Consider the following 24,449-nt stretch of genomic DNA (forward strand, 5'->3'; position numbering starts at 1 on the left):
CGTTAATAGGCTAGTTTATATAATAGTTCAGTTAAAAGTTCAATTCCTGTTTCTAACTCTTCCAAACTCGTAAATTCTTTTGGTGAATGGCTGATTCCATTCTGGCTCGGTACAAATAATAATGAGGTGGCGCAGACGGAACCAAATACTTGGGCATCATGTCCAGCACCTGAGATCATTTCTTGATAACGGTAGTTTCTCTCCTCTGCAATTTCACGGGTCCACGCGTACATCTCAACATCCATCTTAACCGGCTTTACATCCATCCACTGGGAAATTGCCACTTCTATATTTAAGCTTTCAGCTACTCGATTAAACTCCGTGAAAATCTCGTTACAATAATGATCAATAACAGCTTCCTGATGATGTCGAATATCGAGGCTAAACTCTACCTCACCTGCGATTACATTCGGAACATTCGGTTTGACGTTTAGCCTTCCAACCGTTGCGACTAATTGCGGATCAACACCCCTCGCTTTTTCTGTTAAAAAAGAAATAAAATGGGCGGCTGTACTCACGGCATCCTTACGATACTGCATCGGAGTCGTCCCCGCGTGGTTACTTTCTCCATTGATGTGAACCGTAAAGCGGCGTTGTCCGACAATATGGGTCACAATCCCAATCTGATTCTGATTTTTCTCAAGAATCATCCCTTGTTCAATATGAATCTCCACAAAGCGTTCCACATCATCCCGAACTGGAGGAGTATACTTTTCAGGATCAAAACCCGCTTGATTCATCGCTTCTAAAAATTCAATTCCCTCTGGGTCCTTTATAGCTTTTACCGATTCAAGGTTGTAGGAACCACTGATATTTCTCGACCCCCAAAAGGTAAGCGGAAAACGACTTCCTTCTTCTTCGCATAAAGAGACGACTTCTATCGTTTTCTTTGGGTACCCATAGGTTTGAAATAGCCTTAATACAGCAATGAAACTGGCGATGATTCCATAGGCACCATCGTATTTCCCACCATCGACTACCGTATCGATGTGAGAGCCGGTCAAGATTGTTTTCCCATTGGATTCTGTTCCTGGGAATCTTCCAAATAAATTTCCGACACTGTCAAAATACGTAACTAGTTTCGCTTGGTCCATTTTATTCTTTAACGCCAGCTGCGCATCGAGCCAGGATGGAGAATACAAAAGTCTTGTTACGCCCCCATTCTCCGTTTTTCCAATCGAAGCAAGCCATTCAATCATTGCTCCCACATGACCTTTTTCTAAAAACTGTTTGTCTACTTGAATGGCCATCCACTTCACTCCTCGTAATTAGTTATATTATCTTTCCTTACATTAAACTGGTTATATTCCTAGTTTACATTCAATCAAAATGAACTTCATTAGACGATTCGTAAAAATTCTGATTATCTTTTATGCAAAATAACCAAATCATGATAATATAGATGGCAAATACATAATTTGTAGTGTTTCTTTACAAGGAGTGGTTCAAATGAAAGTAAATGAACTCTTATCCATCCCACATTTAGAAGGAATGATTATAATTGCCGGGGAATCTGGAACAGATCGTGAAGTGGAATCAGTCAATATGATGGATGCACCCGATATTATTCACTACTTACATCAAAACGAATTTCTTATCACAACCGCTTATCATTTCAAAGACGAACCTCATCTGTTGACCGTACTAGTTAAAGCCATGGCTGAACAAGGGTGTGCCGGATTAGGGATAAAGACGAAGCGCTTTTTAGATAAAGTACCGGAAGAAGCAATCATTCTGGCAAACCAGTTAGCCATTCCGATCATTGAACTCCCATTAGAATTATCACTTGGGGAAATTGTCAATCATACTTTACGAGCGATACTCGACCAACGAGCTAGCGAATTAACACTTGCGCTTGAGACCCACAAGCAATTTACCAATATCATTATGCAAGGTAAAGGGATTGGATTATTACTTCAAGATTTATCTCAACTGATTCATCGTCCGGTTCAACTAATAAATCACCATTTCAAGCCGATCTATCAACCAAATACGAACCTGGACTTTCCTTTGTTATTGGATGGTCTGAAAATTCCTTCTTTGATGACTTCTCCGATTTCAATATCAGTCCGATCCACTAAACAAACCTGGACTTTATTCCCTGTTCACATCAGTGAAAAGAAAAAAGGGTTTCTTATGCTTATTGGAGAGATTGAGAAAACCGATCATTTGACTTCTTTAATGATTGAACAAGCTACCAATGTTATTTCTTTTGCACTCATGAAGGAAAATGCGCTTAGACAACAAGAGCGAAGTATTCGCAATGATTTCTTCCTTCATTTCTCGGATGGCACTTTTACTTCTCAACAGGAAATCATCGGTCGAGCCGCGGAATTTTCATTAAAAAACGATCAGAAGTATATTTGTGTGGTCGGTAAAATCGACAGGGATGAGCATCTCCCTACCTATACGGAGCGCCTTGAAAAAGCAGATGATATTTATGATTTTATTGAAGGGGAAGTCTCTGTTATAACTCCCAAAATTCACTTTTTTACCCAAGGTGAATCTTGTATTCTTTTATTTGAAGTCGAAGAAAATATCTCCAATCCAGGCGCTTACTGTGAATCTGCGTTACTGCAACTTCAAGAAAAAGTATTGAATTACTTCGGGAATACGATTTCCTTTGGTGTTAGTAATGTAAGCCATACTTTCTTAGATGTTAAAAATGCTTACAAAGATGCTTTAGATGCCTTATCACAAGGGCAGCTTTCAAAGAGAACGGCATATATCCAAACCTATCATACGAAAGACGTTATGGAATTATTGCGAATGGTTCCCCAAGATGACTTAAAGAAATTTTATACTTTTACCCTTAGCCGCTTTGCAGAGACAAAAATAGAAGAAGAGCAAACCCTGCTAGACACGTTGTCTGTCTATTTAGAAACACACTGTCAAATTTCCGAAACAGCAAAAAGATTGTTTGTCCACAGGAACACGGTGGTTTATCGAATTGAAAAGTGTGAGGAAATTCTCGGAAAAAGCTTAAAGGATTCAGAAACAACCATGCAAATTAGACTTGCCTTAAGGATTAGATCCTTGTTAGAGACTTAAAAGAAATATTTAGACTCAAGCAAATGTGACTTCAAGCAGCTTGAGTTTTTTTGTGTCATGTCTCTTGGCGACAACATCGCAATTTTAGAATAATAAGAGTTACTTTTTCTAACTCTAAAAATCTAACATAAAAAAGCCTATTTCCTTAAGGAAAATAGACTCTAGAATCGATTGCACCTCTTATAAAAATTAAAACAACTTATTTATGTCATTTTCAGAAACCAATACCACTTTCCCGCGTTCGTCTTCTTTTTTAATTTCGTACAGACCATTTTTATAATCGTATATTATCGTATATACATCTCCAGCGAAAAGAACTTTGTCATTCGTGCTCATATAAAGCCCCCCTAATATTTATATATAGATAATTTAATACAATTATCTTTGTGAGTCTCCATTTTTGTTAACTTATCTTACGTAATATTTCAAAGGAGTAATTTTATCCCTTATTAATATCCCGCATAAATCCCTGCAGCCTTCGAATGAGACCACCATTTCCAAATCGGATAAATTTCTGTTGGTCCTTCACAATCCCATAATCTTTACTAAAATCTAAAAATTTCAATATGAAGATACGGCGATATTGAACGCGTTCAATTCCAATTCCATAAAACCACTGGTCAATCGTATTATAAACTCCCTTATTTAACCCAAATTGTGAATGACACCATTGAAAAAACTGTAAGTCCGGCAGATTTAGATATTCACTTTTTTCTAAGGAATTCTGTTTTATTGTTTTTAAGTGAATCCCTACAGGACGAGAATTTGAGGTTTGCATCATGAATATCCTCCTTTTAAGTATATATTTAGTCCGTGGGCAATAAATAGATAGGTTAAATCCCGCTTACGCTGTAAACCTTGTAATAAATTTACAATTTGAGCCTGTACAGACACATCTAACACTGAAATGTTGCTTATGTGGTTAAATGATCGAGCTGATCACTCCTTTATCAGATAACAAGGAAGGCTTTAACGTATTCAATTCAGTGTCTAATCGTTTTTTAACTTCTCCATCAAGTTCATAACGATTATTCACTAGTTTTTTTACTTGGCTATCTACGATATAAGTCCCTTTTAAGATGTGGATAGCTCCAAGTGCTGCGAGCACTGGTTTTAGTGCGTAATCAATCATAAGGAGATGTCCGATCGATCCTCCAATGGCAATGGGTAAAATCGTTTTATTCACCAAACTATTTTGTGGCAGAAGATCCAAATAAGTTTTTAAGACCCCGGTAAATGATGCTTTATAAACCGGCGTTAAAATCACAATAATAGATGAATCTTCGACTTTTTTATTGGCATCAGTTATTTTATTGCTGTCAAATCTCGCTTGAATTAAATCCTCTGCAGGAAGATTGCGGATATGGATGATTTCAGGAGAATGATTCACTCCCTCGAAAAACTCTACAACATAATCCAATGCCCCATTTAATCTCGTATGTTCTGAAGGACTTCCCGAAATAATCGTTACTTTACTCATCATTGTTACTTCCTTTCTTTTGTGAATTGATAATTTTCTAGAAAAACTTAACCAACTAATCATTCATCACCAAAAAACCAATAAAAAAGACTCCTGTTAATAACAGGAGCCTTTGGTAGTCCAATCGGCTTTTACAATACTAGGTGTAGCTCCAACAAGTGCGGAGCTCACATATTTTCATAAGAATACTTTTTCTGAGGAGAGGCCTGGTTATCTAATTCTCATTTCACCTACTTGTTTACTTGGTATTAATAACTGTTGAATACACTATAAATCTTAATTAGTGTTGTTGTCAATCCATTACTTTGACTTTTTAGACAAATTTTTTTATTAATTCCCACTTGACTCTGATTAGTTAATTGATCTGCATCTTTATTAGTCACTAGAATAAAAAACTCGCCAGTTGGCGAGCTTTCCATTGCTGTTTGTTTTTAAGAGTGGAGTTAAAAGCCTTCATTGATTCTCGGTTCATACTTATAGCGTTTTCAAGGTTAATCGGCTCAGATAAACGGAATCATTCATCTTTTTGATTTTTGATCCTTTCCAAGATTACAACTGCAACGGTCAGCTCAAATAAAAAACATCAGAAATTAAAAAAGTTCAAGGCCCCATTAATTTTATTAATGGGGCCTTGAACTTTTTTGTTTATATAATACGTGCGGTTACGATTCCACCGATTTGATCGATTTTTTCTTGCAAACCAGGAATGATATCGCCATTTACTTTATTGTCAATGTCAATCATCGTATAAGCATATTCCCCACGGCTTCTATTAATCATGTCTGCGATGTTTAAATTATAGCTTGAAATAGCTAGTGTAAGCTGTCCAACCATGTTTGGAACGTTTTTATGGAATACTGCCACACGTTTCTTTCCTGTATAAGGTATGGATGCGTTCGGAAAATTCACTGAGTTCTTGATATTTCCGGTTTCCAGAAAATTCTTCACCTGGCGAGCAGCCATAATTGCACAGTTTTCCTCTGATTCTTGCGTAGATGCACCTAGATGAGGGATTGGAATTGCATTTTTCATTTTCAATACATTTTCATTTGGGAAGTCTGTAATATACTTACCAACCTTGCCGCCTTCAAGCGCTGCTGCCATATCTGTTTCATTCACAAGCTCTCCGCGTGAGAAATTCAAAATGTGAACTCCAGACTTCATAATGCTAAAGGTCGCTTGGTTAAACATTCCTCTTGTGTCATCGGTTAATGGAACGTGAACCGTAATATAATCAGAATTAGCAAACAACTGTTCAATCGTCATCGCGCGCTGAACATTTCTAGACAAATTCCAAGCTGTATCAACAGAAATAAACGGGTCAAAACCAATCACGTCCATGTCTAAATCTAGGGCATCATTCGCTACAAGTGCTCCGATGGCGCCTAAACCAATTACTCCCAGCGTTTTCCCCTTAATTTCTTTTCCAACGAATTGTTTCTTACCTGCTTCAACTAGCTTCGGTACTTGGTCACCTTGGCCTTCTAATGTCTTTGTCCATGCTATGCCGTCAAAAAGGTTTCGGGATGAAGCCATCAATGTAGTAAGAACCATTTCTTTTACAGCATTTGCATTCGCACCAGGGGTATTGAAAACCACAATTCCCTGTTCTGTACATTTTTCAACCGGAATGTTATTAACACCCGCTCCAGCACGTGCAATGGCCTTTACATTATGACCTAATTCTAGTGAATGCATATTAAAACTGCGCACAACAATCGCATCAGGATTTTCACTGTCATTGTCAATCGTAAAATTATCCTTATTGAATACATTTAGCCCGCTCTCAGCGATATTATTTAAAGTTTTGATTGTTTTCATTTTGTCTAGTGTTGTTGTGCTCATCTCGTATTCTCCTCTATTCTTATATGATAGTTTGAAATTTCCTAAATTCATTAAGCAAGCGGAAATGGTCAAATTTTATTAAAATCTGTACCTACTTGATTTTTAAAATATTAAAGTAATCTTGGCTCCTAGCCGGTTGAAATATCCCCTCCTATAAACAGAAAGAGGTAAGGAATAAATCCCTACCTCTGCCCAGGCGAACGGCTACGAGACATTATGTGCTCCCTCACGGTAATCCGTGTTTCGCCAGTTACACATCGTCTTTTTAATTTCTCTTACTATATCAAATTTTCTTACAATAATCAAGCTAGAAAATGCATTATTTTTTGAAGTTTGTGTTCAAATTATTTTCCGCTTCTTACATTAATTTTTTCAAATCCTTAAGGAAAGCTGCTACCTCTTCCTCTTCTGTTGCCCAAGATGTTACGAGTCGAATCGCCGAATGATCGGTATCGACCTTTTCCCAAATATGAAAGGCATAATGTTTCTCTAATTCCGTAATCAGCGCATTTGGTAAAATCGGAAAGATTTGATTCGATGGAGAATGGGTTAGAAACGGAATATTTGCTTTGCTGATTTCATCTCTAAGAATGGTAGCCATCATATTAGCATGCTCGGCCAAATCAAAGAACAAATTGTCCCTGAACAGTTCAAGAAACTGAGTGCCCAAAAGTCTCCCTTTCGCGAGCAGTGCTCCCTTTTGCTTCATATGGTATCGGAAATCCTCCTTAAGAGAATCCTTGCAAATCACCAAAGCCTCACCAATAAGTGCCCCATTCTTTGTTCCCCCGATATAGAAGGCATCCACAAGTGTTGGCAGATCGCTTAACTGAAGATCATTTTCTGTTGAACAAAGCGCTGAGCCTAACCTTGCACCATCCATATATAATATGAGATGGTTCTTTTTACAAAAATCACTTAACTGCACGAGTTCACTCCGGTTATAAATTGAGCCAATTTCGGTGGAGTTGGATATGTATACAAGCTTAGGTTTGACCATATGCTCATCTGGATGACCGTCGAGTACCGTTTGCACATCAGATGGGGTAAGTTTCCCGTTCTGTGTTTCAATTGATAGTACTTTATGTCCTGTCGCTTCAATGGCTCCTGTTTCATGCCCCAAAATATGGCCAGTACTCGCTGCCATTGCTGCTTCGTGCGGTCTTAAGAAAGCAGAAATCGCAATTAGATTTGTTTGTGTCCCGCCTGATAAGAGGTGAATGTCAACGTCTGTCCGTCCCATTCTCTCCTTTAACAGTTCAACCGCTTTTTGGGAAAATTGATCCTCTCCATAGCCATCCACTTGGACAAGGTTGGATTCTATTAAAGCATTTAATATTCTAGGATGTGCGCCTTCACTGTAATCGTTCTTAAAGCTATACATCAGATTGCCCCCGTTTAATTATTTATAAGTGTAATTTCATGTCCATCCTAACATATTTTTTAAACAATGATGGGTATTTAGAGGATTAAAAAACGGTAATATTTATCTTAATTTATTCATTCTATACTAAAATAAATACTCCTTTATACAAAGATACTTTTTATTGAGCTAAACTTCTTCGTTAGTCGAAGAACAAAAAATCCGGCTATGTAGCCGGATTTTAAACTCTTGCACCCGTTAATTCAATAACATTTTTATGTAAAATTATCATTCATCAAGGGAAAATTTAGGTTCATATAAGCATTTCTCTGAACTCTTCATCATTTGATCGACTAACTCAGATCTTCCGTAGGCTGTTATTCTCATTATCCCTTGTATGCTTTCTGTAATTTCACAAGATCAAATTTCTTCATTTTAAGAAATGCTTCCGTTAGGCGCGCAAGTTGCTCTGGAGTGCCTTTGCTCATCATCTCGTCCATCTCAGTTGGCACAATCTGCCAGGATAGGCCAAACTTATCTTTCAGCCAGCCGCATTGCTCGGCTTCAGGAACGGCAGAGAGCCTTTCCCAGTAGTAATCAATCTCTTCTTGTGTGTCGCAGTACACCATAAATGAGAATGCCTCGTTAAAACTGAATTTGTGCTCATGCGCGCTGTCCATTGCGGAAAACCACTGATTTTCAAGCATGAAATCAGAGAACATGATGGTTCCTTCTTTGTCAGGTTCCATGCCCTTAGGGTAGCGGGCGATAAGTCCCTGCTTTGCGTTCTTAAATACGGATAAATAAAAATTAATCGCCTCTTCCGCGTTGCCGCAATTATCGCCGACAAACAAAAGTGACGGCACTAATGAAGGCCGCTCTTCACCATCTGGATTGGTAAGGATTAACTGCCAGGACAAACCATACTTATCCTGAATCCAGCCAAACTTCTCACTGAACGGATACTTATCAAGTGGCATTAACACGGTGCCTCCTTCGGACAATTTGTTCCAAACCTCATTTATTTTTTCTCCCGCTTCTTTTTCTCGCGATGGGTCAAAATTTACGACGATAGACACTGACGGATTGAGATTGAAATAGGGCCCTGCACTGATTGCCATGAACTTCTGCCCCCAAAGTTCAAACGAGACAATATCGGAGTCACCTGATGGTGTGTCGTGAATTGTGGTTACATTCGTAATTTTTGATTCCGGGAATACCGAAGTGTAAAACTCGGCTGCTTCTTTTGCCTCCTTGTCATACCATAAATGCGGAACGATTTTTTGATTTGTTTTTGACATTGTTATTCCTGGTTACTAAAATCTATAAAAATCTACCCTTCGCCTCCGAACTAAGAAAAGAGACATACCGTGACGATTCTTACGTCATTCCATCAGGAAGGGAATTGAACCCTTGTCATGAACCTGCTGTTCAAGACACCCCGCGGTGCTCTGTTAGGGCCGGCGATTTGCAACAGACCATTCCTTCCATTGGTTAGCCTGACGCAAAGATTGGATTTTAGTACCAGGACTACACCTCCTTGAATTGTAATTCCTGGTTCTTTATTATTAATGTTTTATGAATCATGTCCCATAGCTTCCAACAATGGTTTTCTTTGAATGTTTCTATATTTCTTAATAACATCCCCATATACTTCCGCCTTTGCTTGCCGTTTTTTGACTATTTCTCGGATTCTTCCATTGACCCAAGAATGGAAATCAGTTTTGGCTGTACTAGCTCACGTACCTGGTTTAGGATTTCTTGCGGTATTTTTTCATCAAAACCATGACCTCTTCTCCCATAATAAAAAAATTAATCGAAGTTTTTTCGTAGTCGATTGATTAATTCTTTTGCTGGCAAAGGTACATAAGTCAAAGGTACAAGAGTGGCTGTATAAACGGCTCCTTTTTTCAATAATTTTGCCACTACTTCATATATCATAGCCCTAGGTACATCTGACCTTTTACTAATCTCATATCCAGTTATAGGAAAGTTCTTTAACACTTCTGTATATACTTGGATTTCATATTGCGAAAAACCTAACCTCTGAAGCTCTTTATAAATTTCTTCCATAAAACTCCTCATATTAGCAAATTTCATACTCTGGTTTTTCCATCTCTTTTAACCTTTTTTACTCCAAACAAGATGTTTCCTATTGAAACAATATCATACTCCTATACTTAAACTTGTTCATCGAGCTCAATAAAATAATGATCTTTACGATATGACACTGCCTCCATGGTTGCAATTAGATTTTGCTCATGAAAAATGTCAATTCGATAGAATCCTGTACGAAAGTTTCGTCTTATTTCTGTCGCACGGGCAACTATTCTGTGTCCTGGTTTTGCTGCTTCAATAAACTGGATAGTTGTCGAGAGTCCTACTGAAGTTTTTCCATATGCATTACAAGCTACCGAAAATGCGTGGTCTGCTAAAGCGTATATAACTGCTCCATGAACAGTTCCATACGCATTCACCATATGGTCCTGCACTTCTAGAATTGCTTCTGCAAAACCAGCTTCAAATTTTGTTAACTGAATACCTAACGATTGAGCATATGGATCGTTTTTTACTTGCTTGTAAATTTCTTCGTAGTGTTTTTCATAAATTTGATACTCTTCAATTTTCTTTTTCACAAATACCTACCCCTTTGATTTATTGAAACTACCATCACCATAGAGTGAAGAAATAGTAATACGTGATGAATTAAAATACCAATTGAACCAAAATCATGTATACAATCGTTCCTCCAGCTATAGACAGGAGCATGTTTTTCTTCCATAAGTGAAGCAACGCCACAACTACTACCCCAATCAATTCGGGTAAACCGTGACTTCCAGAAACTAAACTCACGTCCTTAAAACAATAAATGACCAAAAGCCCAATTACTGCTGCTGGCAGCACTTTACCGAGATATTGTACATACTGCGGTGTAGGCTTACCCGATGGGAAAACGATGAATGGAAGAAACCTTGTAAGCACTGTGCCCAAAACCACCATAGCAATCGTAATAATCTGTTGCGTTAAACTCATTGTCATATGGTGCTAACCTCAACTTTCTCCAATGGCTTTCTAATGAGGGTCAGTAACCCAAGAATTGCAAACATCGCAGGGATAATGAAGTGGTCTCCGCCAAAAATAAAGAGACTGACAGTTGAAAGCCCAACACCGATGAGAGCACTGTGGTGCTTTTTCTCTTTCATCCACTGTTCAATGAAAATGACTACAAAGAGAGCCGTCATAACAAAATCGAGCCCTTCTGTGTTGAACTTGACAAAAGATCCAAAAATACCGCCAATTGTTGAACCAATGACCCAATAAGAGTGATTGAGTAGTGTCACAAAGAACATAAACCAGCCCTTGTCTACATTCTTCGGAATATCAACGGTACAATTGATAGAAAAAGACTCATCGCAAAGCCCATAAATCATGTAGAACTTCTTTTTCCCAATTCCCTTATACTTATCCAGCATGGATATGCCGTAAAACAAATGTCGTGCATTCACCATTAAAGTTAGAAAAAGGGCGTTAATCGGATTGAACGCGAAAAGCAATAAATTGGCTGCCACAAACTCCATTGATCCTGCAAATATGAATAGACTCATCAGAATCGGGTAAATTGCACGAAACCCTAATGAATTCATATAGATGCCATATGCGATTCCCAAGAATACAAATCCAGCAAAAATGGGGACTGTATATGGAAAAGCGGCACGAAATGCAATCCATATTTGATTTCTTTTTTTCAAATGATTCACTTCCTCGATTGCTAAATTTATTTAAATTTAACATACAAAATCCATACAAAAAACAAGATAATTGTATGGATTACAATTATCCCTACATAGAAATACCCCCTTTTATCATAACGGGGGTACAATGTTTTTTTTCTAATAAAATAAACTCGTGAATTCACCTTTTCAAACGATCTGATTTCATTATAAGAATTCCATACAAAAATGATATGATTGTATGGAACAAATTTATTAGAGGTGTACTATGCCAATCAATTCATTTGAAAATTATCCAATGTCTTGGAAACCTGATAAGAAATCCTTAAATCGTCCTTTTTATAAATCTCTTGCGTTATTACTTGAACAGGATGTTATTAATGGCTTTTTGGCACCTGGGACAAAGTTACCTCCACAACGAGAATTAGCGGACTTTCTTGATTTAAACTTCACCACTATTACCCGTGCCTACAAAATATGTGAGGTAAAGGGATTAATTTATGCCGTTACGGGAAGTGGAACCTTTGTAGCTCCAAATGCCGCCCGTTCTATAACCATTTCCGCTGATAAAACAGCAAACCTCATTGAGCTCGGATTTGTGGCATCGTTTGAGCAAACCAATGCTATCGTAACAGAGGTTATTCAAAAGGTTGTGAACAAAAGTTATGTAGAACAGCTACTAAATTACAACGAACCGACAGGGATTCTACATCAAAAAACAGCAGCCTCTAAACTGGATGGAGTCTTTCGGAATTCACACGGACCATAAGCATATAGCAATCGTTTCTGGTGCCCAAAATGCATTGGCAATTGCTTTAGCTGCTTTGTTTGAGCCTGGCAATAGAATTGCCACCGATTTATACACGTATTCGAATTTTATTGAATTAGCAAAAATGTTCCATATTCAGTTAGTCCCCATTCTCGGAGACGAGTTTGGGATGTTACCAGACGAACTTGAAAAGCAGTGCAGCCAAATAAATATTCACGGAATTTTCCTAATGCCCTCTTGCTGTAACCCTTCCACAGTGATGGTCCCAGAGTTTCGAAAGCAAGAATTGGCTACGGTCATCAGTAAGCATCGTTTAATTTTAATTGAGGATGATATTCATGCATTTCTGACAGCAGGTATAATCTCCGATTACCAGCAGCCAATGTTCAATTCACTCCCCGAACAGAGCATTTATATTTGCGGCACCTCTAAGTCCATTTGTTCTGGCTTAAGAGTTGCCTATATGGTCTACGGGGATGCGTTACGTGAGAAAATTCAGCGGGCTATTTTTAACATCAATGTAAAAACCTCTTCTTTTGATGCAGAGGTAATCACAGAGCTAATCTTATCAGGGAAGGCTCATGAAATTGTCTCTCAAAAGAAACAGCTTGCACAAACTGCAAATGATATTTATTTTGAATATTTTCCTTTAAGGAAGAATGTTGGACACCCTTTTAGTTTTTATCGTTGGCTTCCAATTCATGGATTTAACGATGCCTTTCAGCTAGAATCGGATTTAAAAAGACAAGGTATTAGAGTCTTTCATTCTGATCGTTTTTTAAGTGGGCAGACCACCCCTGATAAGTATTTGCGAATTGCACTTGCTTCCACTAACTCATTAGATGAGTTAAAAATAGGATTAAGTATATTAAGACAGTATCTCAATTAATTCGAACAAAAATGAAAAACGGATGAGAAAAATCATCCGTTTCTTTACTGTTATAGTCTTTGTTATCATATACACCGTTAAAACACAATGTATATCTCAAGTTGACCTAAACTAAGGGACCAACTACAGGGTGCGGTACATATGGTTCCTCTAGTGATGCTATTTCTTCAGGTGTTAGCTTGATTGAAAGAACTGGTACTGCATCTTCAAGATGCGATATTTTTGTAGCCCCAATAATAGGAGCTGTTACCGGTTCCTTTTGCAGCAACCAAGCAAGTGCAATTTGGGCGCGAGGTACGCCGCGTTTTTTGGCAATGGCAGCAACCTGCTTCGCGATCAATCTGTCCGTATCAGCAGTAGCATCATATTTAGACTTCTGAACTTGGTCCGTTTCGGAACGATGCGTTGTTTCAGCCCAATCACGCGTCAATCTTCCTGAAGCAAGCGGGCTATACGGAATCACTCCGATTTTTTCTTCCTTACATAACGGCAGCATCTCACGTTCCTCTTCACGATACAAAAGGTTTAAGTGATTCTGCATGGATACAAACCGCGTCCAACCATTTTTTTCAGCGACATGGTTTGCTTTTAGGAACTGCCATGCCAACATGGCAGAAGCACCAATGTATCTTGCCTTACCAGCCTTCACAACATCATGCAATGCTTCCATAGTCTCTTCTATAGGGGTATTATAATCCCACCGGTGTATTTGATAAAGATCCACATAATCTGTCCCTAGCCGTTTAAGACTCTTGTCAATTTCACTCATAATATGCTTTCGAGAAAGACCTTTTCCATTTGGACCTTCATGCATTGGGAAATATACTTTTGTTGCAAGAACGATTTCATCTCGATTGGCATATTCCTTTAAAATTTTTCCAACAATTTCTTCGCTTGTTCCATCTGAGTATACATTTGCTGTATCAAAAAAATTGATTCCTAACTCAAGGGCTTTTTTAATAATAGGACGAGTTTGTTCCTCACCTATTACCCAAGGATGTACCCATCTCTCTGCTTCACCAAAACCCATACAGCCAAGGCAAAGCCGAGATACATCCAAACCGGTATTTCCAAGTTTCATATAATCCAATTGAATTGTCCTCGCTTTCTTAAATAACATAGTTAACTATTTCCTATTATAACCAGAAGGAAAGCACATTCAATTGTTAAATGAACGGAATCTGTGTATTACTAAACAAAACCATTAAAATTGTTCATTATCTCTAAAAATTGTAAGGAAAATAAATAAAATCAACAACTAGCTCCAATAATAGTAGACATTCAGAAAACCGCCTATTATTGTTATTAAAAACACTGATTGGATACATTTCATGGATTTTTTATCTGAAAAACGTCGCCAATGAGCTCTATTGGATACTATTTTAGCCTTTTTTATCGGATTATTGTCGCCAATAAGCCCTATTGGATACCATATTAGCCATTTTTATTAGATTTCTGTCGCCAATGATCTAAATATTTCCATTTTAGATACTTACCTATGAAAATTAAAAAGCCGCCCTCACTTTATGCGAGAACGGCCAGTTCATTTGAAGATTACACCATTATTTTGCAAATATAATTCGTAAATTCTACTGGGTCACTAATTGGTAATCCTTCAATCAATAGAGCTTGATTGTATAATAACTTGGTATACAGATCTAATTTATCTTTATCATTTTCAAATGCTTCTTTTAATGATTGGAAGACTTCGTGATGGTTATTGATTTCTAAGACCTTATCCGCTTTGATATTTTGGTTATTCGGCATCGCAGCAAGAATTTTTTCCATTTCAATCGATATTTCCCCTTCAGTTGCCAGGCAGACCGGGTGGGACTTTAACCTTTTTGAAATCCTTACATCCTTCACTTTATCAGCTAAAATATTTTTCATATAGTCAAAGAGTTCTTTGTTTTCCGTCTCTGTTGATTCGGAATCGTCCTTGTTTTCTTCCCCTTCGATTCCCAGGTCACCACTTGAGATCGACTTGAATTCTTTTTCTTTGTAGGTCATTAACATTTTAATTGCGAATTCATCGATATCCTCAGTGAAATAAAGGATTTCATAGCCTTTTTCAGAAACGAATTCGGCCTGTGGTAATTTTTCAATTCGTTCAATCGATTCACCGGAAGCGTAATAAATATATTTTTGATCTTCTGGCATTCTTGATACATATTCATCTAAGGTGACCAATTTCTTCTCTTTAGAAGAATAGAACATGATCAGGTCCTGTAATAATTCTTTGTTTGCACCAAAATCATTATAAACTCCGTACTTTAACTGACGACCGAAGGATTGATAAAATTCTTCATACTTTTCGCGTTCTTTCCTTTGAAGGCTTAGTAATTCGCTTTTAATGTTTTTGTTAATGTTTTTAGCGATCAGCTTCAATTGGCGATCATGCTGGAGCATTTCTCTTGAAATGTTAAGAGACAAATCTTCGGAATCGACCATCCCTTTAACGAAACTGAAATGGTCTGGCAGCAAGTCAGCACATTTTTCCATTATCAGAACCCCATTGGAATAGAGTTCTAAGCCCTTTTCAAATTCTTTCGAATAGAAGTCGAACGGAGTTTTTTCAGGAATATATAGGATTGAATTATATCTAATGGTCCCTTCGACGCTGATATGGATATGTTTAATCGGCTTGTCAAATCCGTAGCGTTTTTCGTTATAAAAGTTCTCGTAATCTGCATCGGTAAGCTCGCTCTTATTCTTTTTCCAAATTGGAACCATGCTATTGATAATTTCTTCTTCTTGATAATCCTCGTATTCGGACTCACTGCCTTCCTTGAGTCTTCTGTTATTAACATCCATTTTGATTGGATAACGGATGAAATCAGAATATTTCTTGATAATCGCTTTTAAGCGATATTCCTCTAAATACTCATCATAGTTTTCATCTTCACTATTTTCTTTAATCTTTAAAATAATTTCTGTCCCAACTGAATCTTTTTCTACCTGCTCAATCGTATATCCATCAGCACCTGTGGATTCCCATTTAAAAGCCTCATCACCATCTAAATTTTTACTAATCACAGTAACTACGTCAGCAACCATAAAAGCAGCATAAAAACCTACTCCAAACTGACCGATAATGTCATAGCCATCTTTTAATTCGTTTTCCTTTTTAAATGCTAGGGAACCACTTTTGGCAATCGTCCCAAGATTTGTTTCCAGTTCTTCTTTGGTCATCCCGATCCCTGTATCGATAATCTTAAGAGTACGGTTTTCTTTGTCAGCTTCCAATTTAATATAATAATTGGATTGATCAAAACTTAAAGCATCGTCAGTTAAGGCTTTGTAATAAATTTTATCAATGGCGTCACTGGCATTAGAAATTAACTCTCTTAAAAATACCTCTTTGTGAGTATAAATGGAGTTAATCATCATCTCTAGTAATCGTTTAGATTCTGCTTTAAACTGTATCTTCGACATAGAAAAAGCCCCTTCCTATTCTTAATATGTAAAAACTGATTTAGATTGTCTATAAAGTAAATCAGCGCCTATTAGCACTCTCACCACCTGAGTGCTAATCCATATAATTAAATATCATATTTCACGTTGTCGTGTCAATATGTATCTATTTTTATTTCAACAAATCTTTTAACAAAGTGAAAAAAAGCCACCAATAAAGGCAGCTTATCATTCCGTTTTATGAAGTGCGTTTTTACCAAACTGCAATCTCGTTATTGACCCGGAGCATTGCTGCCTCATGTCCACTACGATCTTCTTTTTTTAATGAAACCTCTAACCTATCATCATTATCGAATGTTAAAACAATATTTTGATCACTAATAATTTTCGACTTCTTTACTTGATGGTTTATAAGCGAACATAAAGAATCTCGATATCCTAACGAGGCGCTTTCAAAATATCGGCCATTCACGACAGAAACTGGCAATGAATATGTAGTCATTGGTTCCATTAATCTGTTCACCTTCAAAATAAAATTGCAAATAATCTCTAATAAAAATGACTGAGCTAACTTCTGTATTTTCTAAGGTTTTAATAAACATGGTTAACCTCCGAACTTTGGCTTATTATTCGATGGGAATATCAAAAAAGGCTGCCAAATTCACACCCACCATTTTGGGAACTATTTTTGTATAACATATCATATTACTTGGCTTTTTAAATGTGCAATTTATGAAAATATTATGTCAATTTTACATTTAGACCTAAATTGAGTGGTATTGATTCATTCTTCATCCCTATTTCTAAAATCATTTCACTTCTACACATTTCTTTTGTAATTATATTTTTTACGCAATTGACATATCCGTAACAATATTGACATATATTTTATCAATCGCATCGGAAGGAGGGTAAACCAAATGGATAATCGAATTTTTTTATTACTTGCTACAATCTTATCTGGTTTCGCACTTATTAGAGTTCCTTTAGCTGATTCATTTCTTGAAAGCGTTTCCCCAGTCACTGATATCATTGGTATACTAACTGTTTTAATCTTCTCACTCGTCTTAATTTATAAAGGAGTTAGAAGTTTGTTCAGTAAGTAAATATGATTATGGAAAGCACTCTATATAGGGTGCTTTTCTCTTTGAATTAAATGTTATCCACCTACTAAAATAAATTAATTATTTTTGCAAACAATAAAATAGTGTTATTTATTACTCAAACCGATTTAAAGGAGAATCTAAAATGAAAAAAGATACATATTCAAAAGGAGAACCAACTATTGCAGAAGGTATGGATACAGAGGATGTACTAAATAGAGATGCCACTCAAGCAGAAATTGAAAATGGGGATTCAACAAATGTAACTGTTTTGTCTCTGGATGAAAACGATCCTAGCTGATTTAATCTAAGGGTAGAACATGTTCGATCTCTATAAAGTATTCCAATACTGTGAAGAAAAAGCGAATAAGATCAAAATTGAAAAGGAGTATGGCTACTCCATTATAATTTTCACCATTATTCTCCTCGTTTATATTTCCTGGAGTAACCTTTTTTTCACAGTATTGGAAAAACCAAAATGCACTGTTACCAAAATCCGCTCGCTAAATATCCGGCAATAATATCACTTGAATAATATAATCACGTAACGTCCATTTTCTTTACCTAATAAACTTATAATATTGTACCAAGACAAGTTCTACTTCTCTACTATACTCGGAGAGTCGATCTTCGTCTTAGTTAGGTAGATAACCAATCCCAAGATGGTTATCAGGAAGATTGTGCTGGTTCCCACCGTACCCAAACCAAGACCACCGTTTTTTTGAGACTGTGACAGGAAGTCACCAAGAGAAGCGCCGAATGGACGGGTCAAGACATAGGCAATCCAGAAGGACAGCACTGCATTTAGCTTTAATTTGTAGTGCGCAATTGCCACTAACCCAATCAGTACAGCAAACATTAGTGCAGATTTCCAGTAACCCATGTTAAGACCCTCTGCAATTAGATCCCCGGCTGCTGTACCCAAGGCGAAGGTGAACAAGATGGCCAACCAGTAGAATGCCTCCCGCTTGGATGTATAGATGGAGTGAATAGACAATGTCTTCTCACTCGCGTACCAAGCCGCAAAGGTTGCCAGCATGGTAATGGTGAAGATGATGGTGGTTGTTTCTAATGCTACACCGAAATTGTCGACAAGGTTATCAGTGACTAGCGTACCGACAACACTTATTAGCACAACAGCGAGCCAGTAAATCCTTGGCACGTACATCTTCAACTTAAACTGGAAGAACAGCGTAATGATTAACAGGATTGCCATGATATAAGTGGTATTGGTCAAGCCCAGGTTCAAGTTATAGTTCAAAAAGTCTGCAGCTGTCTCCCCCACCGTGGTTGCCAAAATTTTAATGATCCAGAAGAAGATTGTAACTTCTGGAACCTTATTCAACATTTGACGGCCTCTGGATGGATTTTGTATCTCCCCTGAATAACTCATTTGAAATGCTCCTCTTTTTCTTTTTTATTTTGAATCAGCACTCACTATAGCGGTACCCTCTTTTGAAAACACAAACAGCTTTTGCCCAAAATAGTTTAACAACGTGTACAAACAAGTACCCACTAGGACAGAGAGATCAGTTTGAATATTCTTTGGGATGAAGTCATTATTTTTTAAAATGTCTACCACGAAACGCCTTCCCATTTCATATGAAAGGAAATAACAGCACAAGATAACAATTACAAAGCGGACCGCACTCTTTGACATTGAATTTTGGCTTTTGAACGTAAAATTTCTATTTAATATAAAACTAACAAAGGCTCCAATCGAATTGCCAACAAAAGTGGCTATCCAATAGGACTGTCCAAGTAGATGTAAAAGAAGATACATGACGGATAACCCTACGACAGTATTAACGACCCCTACCATAATAAATCGAACGAATGAATATTTCATAACCGACTCCTAATTTATCACTGCTTCACTCTGCTGTTTCACTTCTAATAAATTTGTGTACAAATCTTTTTCAACTGCATACCTTGGCCGTCTTTTAACCTCATGATAGATTTTACCGATATATTCTCCAATAATACCAATACCCAACATTTGTAAACCTCCAACGAACCAAATGGAAATAATTAAAGAAGTCCATCCGGATTCGGTGTGACCTAATATTTCTTGGGTGATCGCATAGCCCTCTGCTATGGCACTTATTAACACTGCCAAAAATCCAATAAATGTGACAAATCGAATAGGGGCGACACTAAAGGATGTCATTCCATCAAATGCGAAGGCAAGCATTTTCTTTAGTGGGTATTTTGATTCTCCAGCAAACCTCTCTTTTCTGTCATAGTAGACCTTTGTGGATTTATAACCTACAAGTGGAACAAGTCCACGAAGAAATAGGTTTGTTTCTTTATAGTTTAATAGCTCATCTAAAGCACGTTTACTCATAAGACGAAAATCTGCATGGTTTGGGACAAGTTTAATCCCCATTCTTTCCATCATGCGATAAAAACCTAAAGCAGTTGTCCGCTTAAAATACGTATCCGTCTCTCGGCTATCCCTTACACCATAGACAATATCCTGTCCTTCCCAAAACTTTTCAATAAATTGATGGATGACCGTTATGTCATCCTGCAAATCCGCATCGATTGAAATGACACAATCCGAATGCTTTGAGGCTATCTCTAATCCAGCTAAGAGTGCATTTTGATGACCAACATTTCTAGCAAGCTTCAATCCTCTTATATTTGGATTTCTTTCATTTTCCACTTCAATTAATTCCCAGGTCCGATCCCTGCTGCCATCGTCCACAAAGAGGATCCTGCTGTCTATTGAAATAAGCGACTCCTCCATTAATTCAAATAAAACAGAAGATAATTGTGCCGAAGTTTCAGCTAATACTTCCTCTTCATTAAAACAAGGTACCACAATCGTTAGCACCGGTTTATTCATATGGAATCACTCCTGTAACCACATTATTTGACTTGGTAAAGGTAAATTTTCCAAGCAGAATCTCTTTGCTCAAAGGCCTTTTTGAATACAAGTCCATTTTCATCTGCATTTAAGATTGGGACTGCTGAGAAGATATATTGTCCGCCCATCTTTTTATATACTTTTGTATTAAGTTGTAAATGGTCAATCTTTACCTTTGAATCTTTTTTAAATTCATATTTTTTCCCTAATTTTGCGACAAAAAGATAGCATCTACCGCCCCATTCATCGAAGTATTCCTTCAAGGTAGGATTTTTATCTAATTCTTTTGAAATAATTTTCCGAAACTCTCGTTTATAAGCTAAGGGATAGAAATTATTATAGGTATCAAGTGTATAAAAACCATTGTATTGGGCTATTGCCGGGTGGAGTCCTATACTTGCCACCCTGTAACTACTTTGGGGTTTACCTATATATTTTTTAATTTCATGAAATTGGCTTGTCGCATAGAATTGCTTTACAGAGGGCTTTCCAGCACTTCTGTAGACAATTTCATCATTTGCTGCAAACAAGACGAACATCTGAACAATGAGACATATTTTAACAAATCTCCGCCAATTCTTTCCCATCCTCCAAAGTAAATAAGAACCAACTGCAAACATAAGATAAATGATTAAAGGTCTTAGGAAATGAAATCTTGCAAAGTTGAATGTATTTAGGAGTGAGACGCGCTCCTTAAGAGGCTCCCAGCCTTTATAAAACCAAAAAGCATACCAAACGGATAAAACGATATTAAACATGAAAAGATAAAGATAGCGATTTTCTAACCAGTCTCTTTTTTTATTTTTCAACATCCATAGAACTAGAAAAGAAAGAGGGACGATTACTAAGGTGTGAAGTGTTAATACATGTGTATGGCCTAAAAAATAGTTTTTAAAAACTAATCGGATGGTGCGCCAAAGTCCAAGCTTTGAATTAACAAAATCATTTCTGCTGGTTGGTGCTTCGGGAAACACTAACGAGTAAACAAGACGATACTCTATCAGTAAATAAATAACTGTCATTAGTGCGATACTGGAAAAGAAGAACCAATTGCTTTTTCTTTTTACGAGAAAATCTCTTAACCATAGTAATCCCATGAAAAATAAAAAGAAGAAAAATCCTAACACTAAACTAGAATAGAAAGGTAACAATATAAGAGTGAGCCACTCTTTCCAGGTATGTTTACCCTCTCTAATATTCAAAAAAGCCCATAATGCAAGTGGCATTCCCAAAGTACTTAGCATACCGGACGGCCAAAATGGGGTCAGGGCAAAAGCCACCGATACCCAAACACGGATAGGGTAAGCCTCTTTTTCTTTTACAAAATGATTCTTTAGTAGTAGATACATGCCTAAAAAAGCAAACATTCTTGTGATTGTTTGGCTTATAGAATACGCAATCATCGAGGGAAACAAGTTATGCAGCCATTGTATCCCACTGAACTCCGTACCAAAGGCATTTCTAGGCAGGCCATTAATAATTTGTGGGAGAGTACTATTGATCCCGCCAAACAATTGGCCACTATCCTTCAACACTTTATACCAGGCAATGTTAGAATCTAGATTATCATGAACCCTTATATGGGCGTTTTCCCCCAAAATAAATAAGGGCGAAACGTAAACTATCAATAAAAGTGTTGCAAAGTATAAATGCTTTTTCTCTTGATTAGCGTTTTTCCAAAAATTAGACATTTTTTCACCGCATTATATAAATTTCTTCGTAAACTAATATCATCGTTTGCTTCATTTATGGCATTTGCTACCTGTTTATGTGCATCTCCAAATTATCAGACAGTTTAAGAATTTTAATGAATTTCCTTTTTACTCCTTTACTTTATATCTTTCTATATTCGATGATCACTTACCAAATGTTTCAATATATTGATACAGGTAAAGTATAGTCTGTTAACCTAAAAATTGTATTAATGCAATATTAAAAGTTAATTAAAAAATCCATAGTAAAGGGAGGTGAAATCCCGGTAATTATCGGGGAAAAGGTTAGTTTGGTAAATGTAACTGGCATAGCCCTTATTGCTCTCGGCGTAATCATCAATCCATGGGTCTAAAAGTAAACATATTATGAACGTATCCAATGTACCCTTCTTTGTAACGCTCTTTCATTTACCGCAGATACTTGTTTTTTTACTCGCCTGCTTTAAATAAGAAAAAGCGATGCTTCTTAAATAGAAGCATCGCACCTAATTATATCTATCATCCATCGTAGTGTTCCCTTTCTCTCTCTTCTTCCTCAAACATTTCGTCATTATCTTTGATTGGGTTGCCCTTGAGCAAATCCTGTGATTTATGCGAATCGTTTTTTTGCGAGAGAATCTCTTGTTCATTGGTATTTCCGTTCAGTTCCTCAGAAAATTCAGTCACAAAACTTGGTTGTTTTTTCATAATAGGTTTTCCTTTTCTTATCGTATTTTGTACTCTAGACCTAGTGCTAAATCTCATCACATAATAAATCAGGGAATATATCACAACCATAACAATCCCTGCTACGAGCCCTACTCCCTGCCCGGGAATAAACGGCATACACATAAGGACCATGATCATGCTTATTAACGCAATCCAAGAAGTGTAAGGATAACCGCGCATTTGACAAATTCCTTCTGGGGGACAGCCATTCCTTTTACGAAAGCGGATATGACTGGCCATAATTACCACGTAAGTAAATATTAAAGCGAAGCCGCTAGTAGTGATTAAAACCAAGTAAACTCTCGGAAACAAGAGGCCAAAACCTAATCCTACAAGCATCGCAAATCCCGAAAATAAAATCCCTCGATAAGGTACGTCCCTATCATCCTGCAGCCATTTCGGTGCATGCCCTTCATCTCTTAGTGATCTGATCATTCTCCCTAGACCAAATATGCATGCCAGCATAGCTGAAAGAATGGCCGAAATTAACACCAGATTAATGGCCCGCCCAGCCCAACCGATACCCCATCTTTCAAGCGAGGAGACCATCGGACTTACACTTTCATTCAGAGAGGCTGTTGGGATGAGTGGCAATAGGACGGCAGCATAGAGGATATACAATCCGACCAAAGAAAACACCGTATAACGAATGGCTTTAGGAATCGTATCTCGTGGATTCTCTGCTTCCGTCGCGGCTAATCCAATGATTTCAAAACCTGCATAGGCAAAAATCACGAGGAGCATACTTCCCGCAATCCCCTTTATTCCTCCTGGCATGATTGGCTCTGTCCTTAACTCTCCAACACCAACTGGCGGAGAACTTGGAAGTGCTCCGATAATTAGTACTATTGCTGTAATGATGAAAAAAATAATCGCAAAGATTTTTACACCAGAAAGACCACTTGCGAGCTTGCCAATCTTATCTGCCCCTAATAGATTAAGCAGTGTAACACCTATTATTATCGCGCTTCCTATCAAACCTATTGATACATGGGGAAACCATTCCCTGAGTAGTATGGAAATAGCGGTTGCTTCACTAGACATGGATAAAACGGTTCCTGTCCAATACAGCCATCCCACAACGAATCCTGTTCCCTCACCGAGTTCTCGTGATGCAAAATTACTAAAGGAACCTGTTGTAGGATTAGCTACAGTCATCTCTGACAAGGCGTATAGAATTAAATATACCAATCCACCTGCTAAAATATAGGATATTAAAATTGAGGGCCCTGCTGCATGAATGGCGACTGATGAGCCTAGAAAAAAGGACCCGCCAATTACACTTCCTAAGGCCATCATGGTGAGCTGCCATGCAGACAGTCCTTTGCGCTTTTTCTCCATTAAAGCTTTTCTCCCCTGCCATTTATTTTGTAAACTGAGTTAACGGTTATTATTTACTCAGCTTTACAAAAAGATTCTGACATGGAAAAACGTCGGACATGCATGGTCTCCCAGTTATGCCATATACGAAAGACAAATTTTCTTAATAGATCATAAATTTTTTTTATATGC

At 37.4% G+C, this 24,449-nt stretch carries 21 protein-coding genes, 3 pseudogenes and 1 riboswitch; of the genes and pseudogenes, 4 read left to right on the forward strand and 20 right to left on the reverse strand.

The window, feature by feature from the left end:
• Nucleotides 1–2: 2 nt before the first annotated feature.
• Nucleotides 3–1,250 (reverse strand): allantoate deiminase, encoded by a 1,248-nt coding sequence (allC, locus tag QF028_RS14800; protein ID WP_429466496.1) that lies wholly within the window; start codon nucleotides 1,248–1,250, stop codon nucleotides 3–5.
• 199 nt (nucleotides 1,251–1,449) lie between these two features.
• Here allC and QF028_RS14805 point away from each other — a divergent pair, with 199 nt between their 5' ends.
• Complete coding sequence (locus QF028_RS14805) at nucleotides 1,450–3,051, forward strand: PucR family transcriptional regulator (protein ID WP_429466498.1); 1,602 nt, start codon at nucleotides 1,450–1,452, stop codon at nucleotides 3,049–3,051.
• A gap of 189 nt (nucleotides 3,052–3,240) precedes the next feature.
• Here the strand turns inward: QF028_RS14805 and QF028_RS14810 are convergent, their stop codons facing one another.
• The 11 genes and pseudogenes from QF028_RS14810 to azlC form a co-directional block, all read right to left on the reverse strand.
• Nucleotides 3,241–3,387 carry a hypothetical protein gene (locus QF028_RS14810; protein WP_168243364.1) on the reverse strand — a complete coding sequence of 49 codons (147 nt, stop codon included), beginning with the start codon at nucleotides 3,385–3,387 and terminating at the stop codon, nucleotides 3,241–3,243.
• A gap of 103 nt (nucleotides 3,388–3,490) precedes the next feature.
• Complete coding sequence (locus QF028_RS14815; protein ID WP_429466503.1) at nucleotides 3,491–3,832, reverse strand: hypothetical protein; 342 nt, start codon at nucleotides 3,830–3,832, stop codon at nucleotides 3,491–3,493.
• A 20-nt stretch (nucleotides 3,833–3,852) separates the two neighbouring features.
• A pseudogene (locus QF028_RS14820) lies at nucleotides 3,853–3,960 on the reverse strand (peptide ABC transporter ATP-binding protein); the annotation flags it as partial.
• Between the two features lie 13 nt (nucleotides 3,961–3,973).
• A complete protein-coding gene (ssuE, locus tag QF028_RS14825; protein ID WP_429466505.1) occupies nucleotides 3,974–4,534 on the reverse strand; it encodes an NADPH-dependent FMN reductase in 561 nt (186 codons plus the stop codon).
• A gap of 642 nt (nucleotides 4,535–5,176) precedes the next feature.
• Complete coding sequence (locus QF028_RS14830; RefSeq protein ID WP_429466507.1) at nucleotides 5,177–6,376, reverse strand: phosphoglycerate dehydrogenase; 1,200 nt, start codon at nucleotides 6,374–6,376, stop codon at nucleotides 5,177–5,179.
• Nucleotides 6,377–6,559: 183 nt separating this feature from the next.
• A riboswitch (ZMP/ZTP riboswitch) is annotated at nucleotides 6,560–6,640 on the reverse strand.
• A 94-nt stretch (nucleotides 6,641–6,734) separates the two neighbouring features.
• Nucleotides 6,735–7,760 carry a threonine aldolase family protein gene (locus tag QF028_RS14835; RefSeq protein WP_429466509.1) on the reverse strand — a complete coding sequence of 342 codons (1,026 nt, stop codon included), beginning with the start codon at nucleotides 7,758–7,760 and terminating at the stop codon, nucleotides 6,735–6,737.
• A gap of 365 nt (nucleotides 7,761–8,125) precedes the next feature.
• Nucleotides 8,126–9,040, reverse strand: a complete 915-nt coding sequence (locus tag QF028_RS14840) for a VOC family protein (protein ID WP_429466511.1) — start codon at nucleotides 9,038–9,040, stop codon at nucleotides 8,126–8,128.
• 514 nt (nucleotides 9,041–9,554) lie between these two features.
• A pseudogene (locus QF028_RS14845) lies at nucleotides 9,555–9,812 on the reverse strand (TrmB family transcriptional regulator); the annotation flags it as partial.
• 107 nt (nucleotides 9,813–9,919) lie between these two features.
• The gene (locus QF028_RS14850) at nucleotides 9,920–10,375 is read right to left on the reverse strand and encodes a PaaI family thioesterase (RefSeq protein ID WP_429466513.1); all 456 of its coding nucleotides are present in this window, start codon (nucleotides 10,373–10,375) and stop codon (nucleotides 9,920–9,922) included.
• A gap of 70 nt (nucleotides 10,376–10,445) precedes the next feature.
• Nucleotides 10,446–10,778 carry a branched-chain amino acid transporter permease gene (locus QF028_RS14855; protein WP_098933906.1) on the reverse strand — a complete coding sequence of 111 codons (333 nt, stop codon included), beginning with the start codon at nucleotides 10,776–10,778 and terminating at the stop codon, nucleotides 10,446–10,448.
• Nucleotides 10,775–11,518 (reverse strand): azaleucine resistance protein AzlC, encoded by a 744-nt coding sequence (gene azlC / locus QF028_RS14860; protein ID WP_429472353.1) that lies wholly within the window; start codon nucleotides 11,516–11,518, stop codon nucleotides 10,775–10,777. Before azlC ends, QF028_RS14855 begins: the two co-directional genes overlap by 4 nt.
• Nucleotides 11,519–11,738: 220 nt before the next feature.
• Between azlC and QF028_RS14865 the strand changes: the two are divergent.
• Nucleotides 11,739–13,128: pseudogene (locus QF028_RS14865) on the forward strand (PLP-dependent aminotransferase family protein).
• A gap of 106 nt (nucleotides 13,129–13,234) precedes the next feature.
• On the opposite strand, the gene QF028_RS14870 reads toward QF028_RS14865, so the two are convergent.
• From QF028_RS14870 to QF028_RS14880, 3 genes are all read right to left on the reverse strand, one after another.
• Nucleotides 13,235–14,218, reverse strand: coding sequence for an aldo/keto reductase (locus QF028_RS14870; protein ID WP_429472355.1), 984 nt, complete (start codon nucleotides 14,216–14,218; stop codon nucleotides 13,235–13,237).
• A gap of 464 nt (nucleotides 14,219–14,682) precedes the next feature.
• Nucleotides 14,683–16,563 carry a molecular chaperone HtpG gene (gene htpG / locus QF028_RS14875; protein WP_429466516.1) on the reverse strand — a complete coding sequence of 627 codons (1,881 nt, stop codon included), beginning with the start codon at nucleotides 16,561–16,563 and terminating at the stop codon, nucleotides 14,683–14,685.
• A 232-nt stretch (nucleotides 16,564–16,795) separates the two neighbouring features.
• Complete coding sequence (locus QF028_RS14880; protein ID WP_429466518.1) at nucleotides 16,796–17,053, reverse strand: hypothetical protein; 258 nt, start codon at nucleotides 17,051–17,053, stop codon at nucleotides 16,796–16,798.
• Nucleotides 17,054–17,462: 409 nt separating this feature from the next.
• Here QF028_RS14880 and QF028_RS14885 point away from each other — a divergent pair, with 409 nt between their 5' ends.
• Together QF028_RS14885 and QF028_RS14890 are read left to right on the forward strand one after the other, a co-directional pair.
• On the forward strand, nucleotides 17,463–17,648 hold the full coding sequence (locus QF028_RS14885; protein WP_168243354.1) for a hypothetical protein: 186 nt from the start codon (nucleotides 17,463–17,465) through the stop codon (nucleotides 17,646–17,648).
• A 142-nt stretch (nucleotides 17,649–17,790) separates the two neighbouring features.
• Complete coding sequence (locus QF028_RS14890) at nucleotides 17,791–17,946, forward strand: hypothetical protein (protein WP_429466520.1); 156 nt, start codon at nucleotides 17,791–17,793, stop codon at nucleotides 17,944–17,946.
• A 297-nt stretch (nucleotides 17,947–18,243) separates the two neighbouring features.
• Here QF028_RS14890 and QF028_RS14895 read toward each other — a convergent pair whose 3' ends face one another.
• The 5 genes from QF028_RS14895 to QF028_RS14915 all read right to left on the reverse strand — a co-directional run bounded on the left by QF028_RS14895 (nucleotide 18,244) and on the right by QF028_RS14915 (nucleotide 24,278).
• A complete protein-coding gene (locus tag QF028_RS14895; protein WP_429466522.1) occupies nucleotides 18,244–19,038 on the reverse strand; it encodes a COG4705 family protein in 795 nt (264 codons plus the stop codon).
• Between the two features lie 24 nt (nucleotides 19,039–19,062).
• Nucleotides 19,063–19,494 (reverse strand): GtrA family protein, encoded by a 432-nt coding sequence (locus tag QF028_RS14900; protein ID WP_410882912.1) that lies wholly within the window; start codon nucleotides 19,492–19,494, stop codon nucleotides 19,063–19,065.
• 9 nt (nucleotides 19,495–19,503) lie between these two features.
• Nucleotides 19,504–20,496 carry a glycosyltransferase family 2 protein gene (locus QF028_RS14905; RefSeq protein WP_429466525.1) on the reverse strand — a complete coding sequence of 331 codons (993 nt, stop codon included), beginning with the start codon at nucleotides 20,494–20,496 and terminating at the stop codon, nucleotides 19,504–19,506.
• A gap of 23 nt (nucleotides 20,497–20,519) precedes the next feature.
• A complete protein-coding gene (locus QF028_RS14910; protein ID WP_429466527.1) occupies nucleotides 20,520–22,208 on the reverse strand; it encodes a DUF6044 family protein in 1,689 nt (562 codons plus the stop codon).
• Between the two features lie 519 nt (nucleotides 22,209–22,727).
• The gene (locus QF028_RS14915) at nucleotides 22,728–24,278 is read right to left on the reverse strand and encodes an amino acid permease (protein ID WP_429466529.1); all 1,551 of its coding nucleotides are present in this window, start codon (nucleotides 24,276–24,278) and stop codon (nucleotides 22,728–22,730) included.
• Between the last annotated feature and the right edge of the window lie 171 nt (nucleotides 24,279–24,449).

The sequence above is a fragment of the Neobacillus sp. B4I6 genome (assembly GCF_050434045.1).
Classification (GTDB): domain Bacteria; phylum Bacillota; class Bacilli; order Bacillales; family Cytobacillaceae; genus Neobacillus.

Excerpts from the sequence above, each read along its gene's own strand:
- QF028_RS14915 (WP_429466529.1), bottom strand. The coding sequence starts at position 24,278 with ATGGAGAAAAAGCGCAAAGGACTGTCTGCATGGCAGCTCACCATGATG.
- QF028_RS14840 (WP_429466511.1), bottom strand. The coding sequence starts at position 9,040 with ATGTCAAAAACAAATCAAAAAATCGTTCCGCATTTATGGTATGACAAG.
- QF028_RS14895 (WP_429466522.1), bottom strand. The coding sequence starts at position 19,038 with ATGAGTTATTCAGGGGAGATACAAAATCCATCCAGAGGCCGTCAAATG.
- QF028_RS14880 (WP_429466518.1), bottom strand. The coding sequence starts at position 17,053 with ATGGAACCAATGACTACATATTCATTGCCAGTTTCTGTCGTGAATGGC.
- QF028_RS14910 (WP_429466527.1), bottom strand. The coding sequence starts at position 22,208 with ATGTCTAATTTTTGGAAAAACGCTAATCAAGAGAAAAAGCATTTATAC.
- QF028_RS14815 (WP_429466503.1), bottom strand. The coding sequence starts at position 3,832 with ATGATGCAAACCTCAAATTCTCGTCCTGTAGGGATTCACTTAAAAACA.
- htpG (WP_429466516.1), bottom strand. The coding sequence starts at position 16,563 with ATGTCGAAGATACAGTTTAAAGCAGAATCTAAACGATTACTAGAGATG.
- allC (WP_429466496.1), bottom strand. The coding sequence starts at position 1,250 with ATGGCCATTCAAGTAGACAAACAGTTTTTAGAAAAAGGTCATGTGGGA.
- QF028_RS14855 (WP_098933906.1), bottom strand. The coding sequence starts at position 10,778 with ATGACAATGAGTTTAACGCAACAGATTATTACGATTGCTATGGTGGTT.
- QF028_RS14805 (WP_429466498.1), top strand. The coding sequence starts at position 1,450 with ATGAAAGTAAATGAACTCTTATCCATCCCACATTTAGAAGGAATGATT.
- QF028_RS14890 (WP_429466520.1), top strand. The coding sequence starts at position 17,791 with ATGAAAAAAGATACATATTCAAAAGGAGAACCAACTATTGCAGAAGGT.
- QF028_RS14905 (WP_429466525.1), bottom strand. The coding sequence starts at position 20,496 with ATGAATAAACCGGTGCTAACGATTGTGGTACCTTGTTTTAATGAAGAG.
- QF028_RS14830 (WP_429466507.1), bottom strand. The coding sequence starts at position 6,376 with ATGAGCACAACAACACTAGACAAAATGAAAACAATCAAAACTTTAAAT.
- QF028_RS14810 (WP_168243364.1), bottom strand. The coding sequence starts at position 3,387 with ATGAGCACGAATGACAAAGTTCTTTTCGCTGGAGATGTATATACGATA.
- QF028_RS14885 (WP_168243354.1), top strand. The coding sequence starts at position 17,463 with ATGGATAATCGAATTTTTTTATTACTTGCTACAATCTTATCTGGTTTC.
- QF028_RS14900 (WP_410882912.1), bottom strand. The coding sequence starts at position 19,494 with ATGAAATATTCATTCGTTCGATTTATTATGGTAGGGGTCGTTAATACT.
- ssuE (WP_429466505.1), bottom strand. The coding sequence starts at position 4,534 with ATGATGAGTAAAGTAACGATTATTTCGGGAAGTCCTTCAGAACATACG.
- QF028_RS14835 (WP_429466509.1), bottom strand. The coding sequence starts at position 7,760 with ATGTATAGCTTTAAGAACGATTACAGTGAAGGCGCACATCCTAGAATA.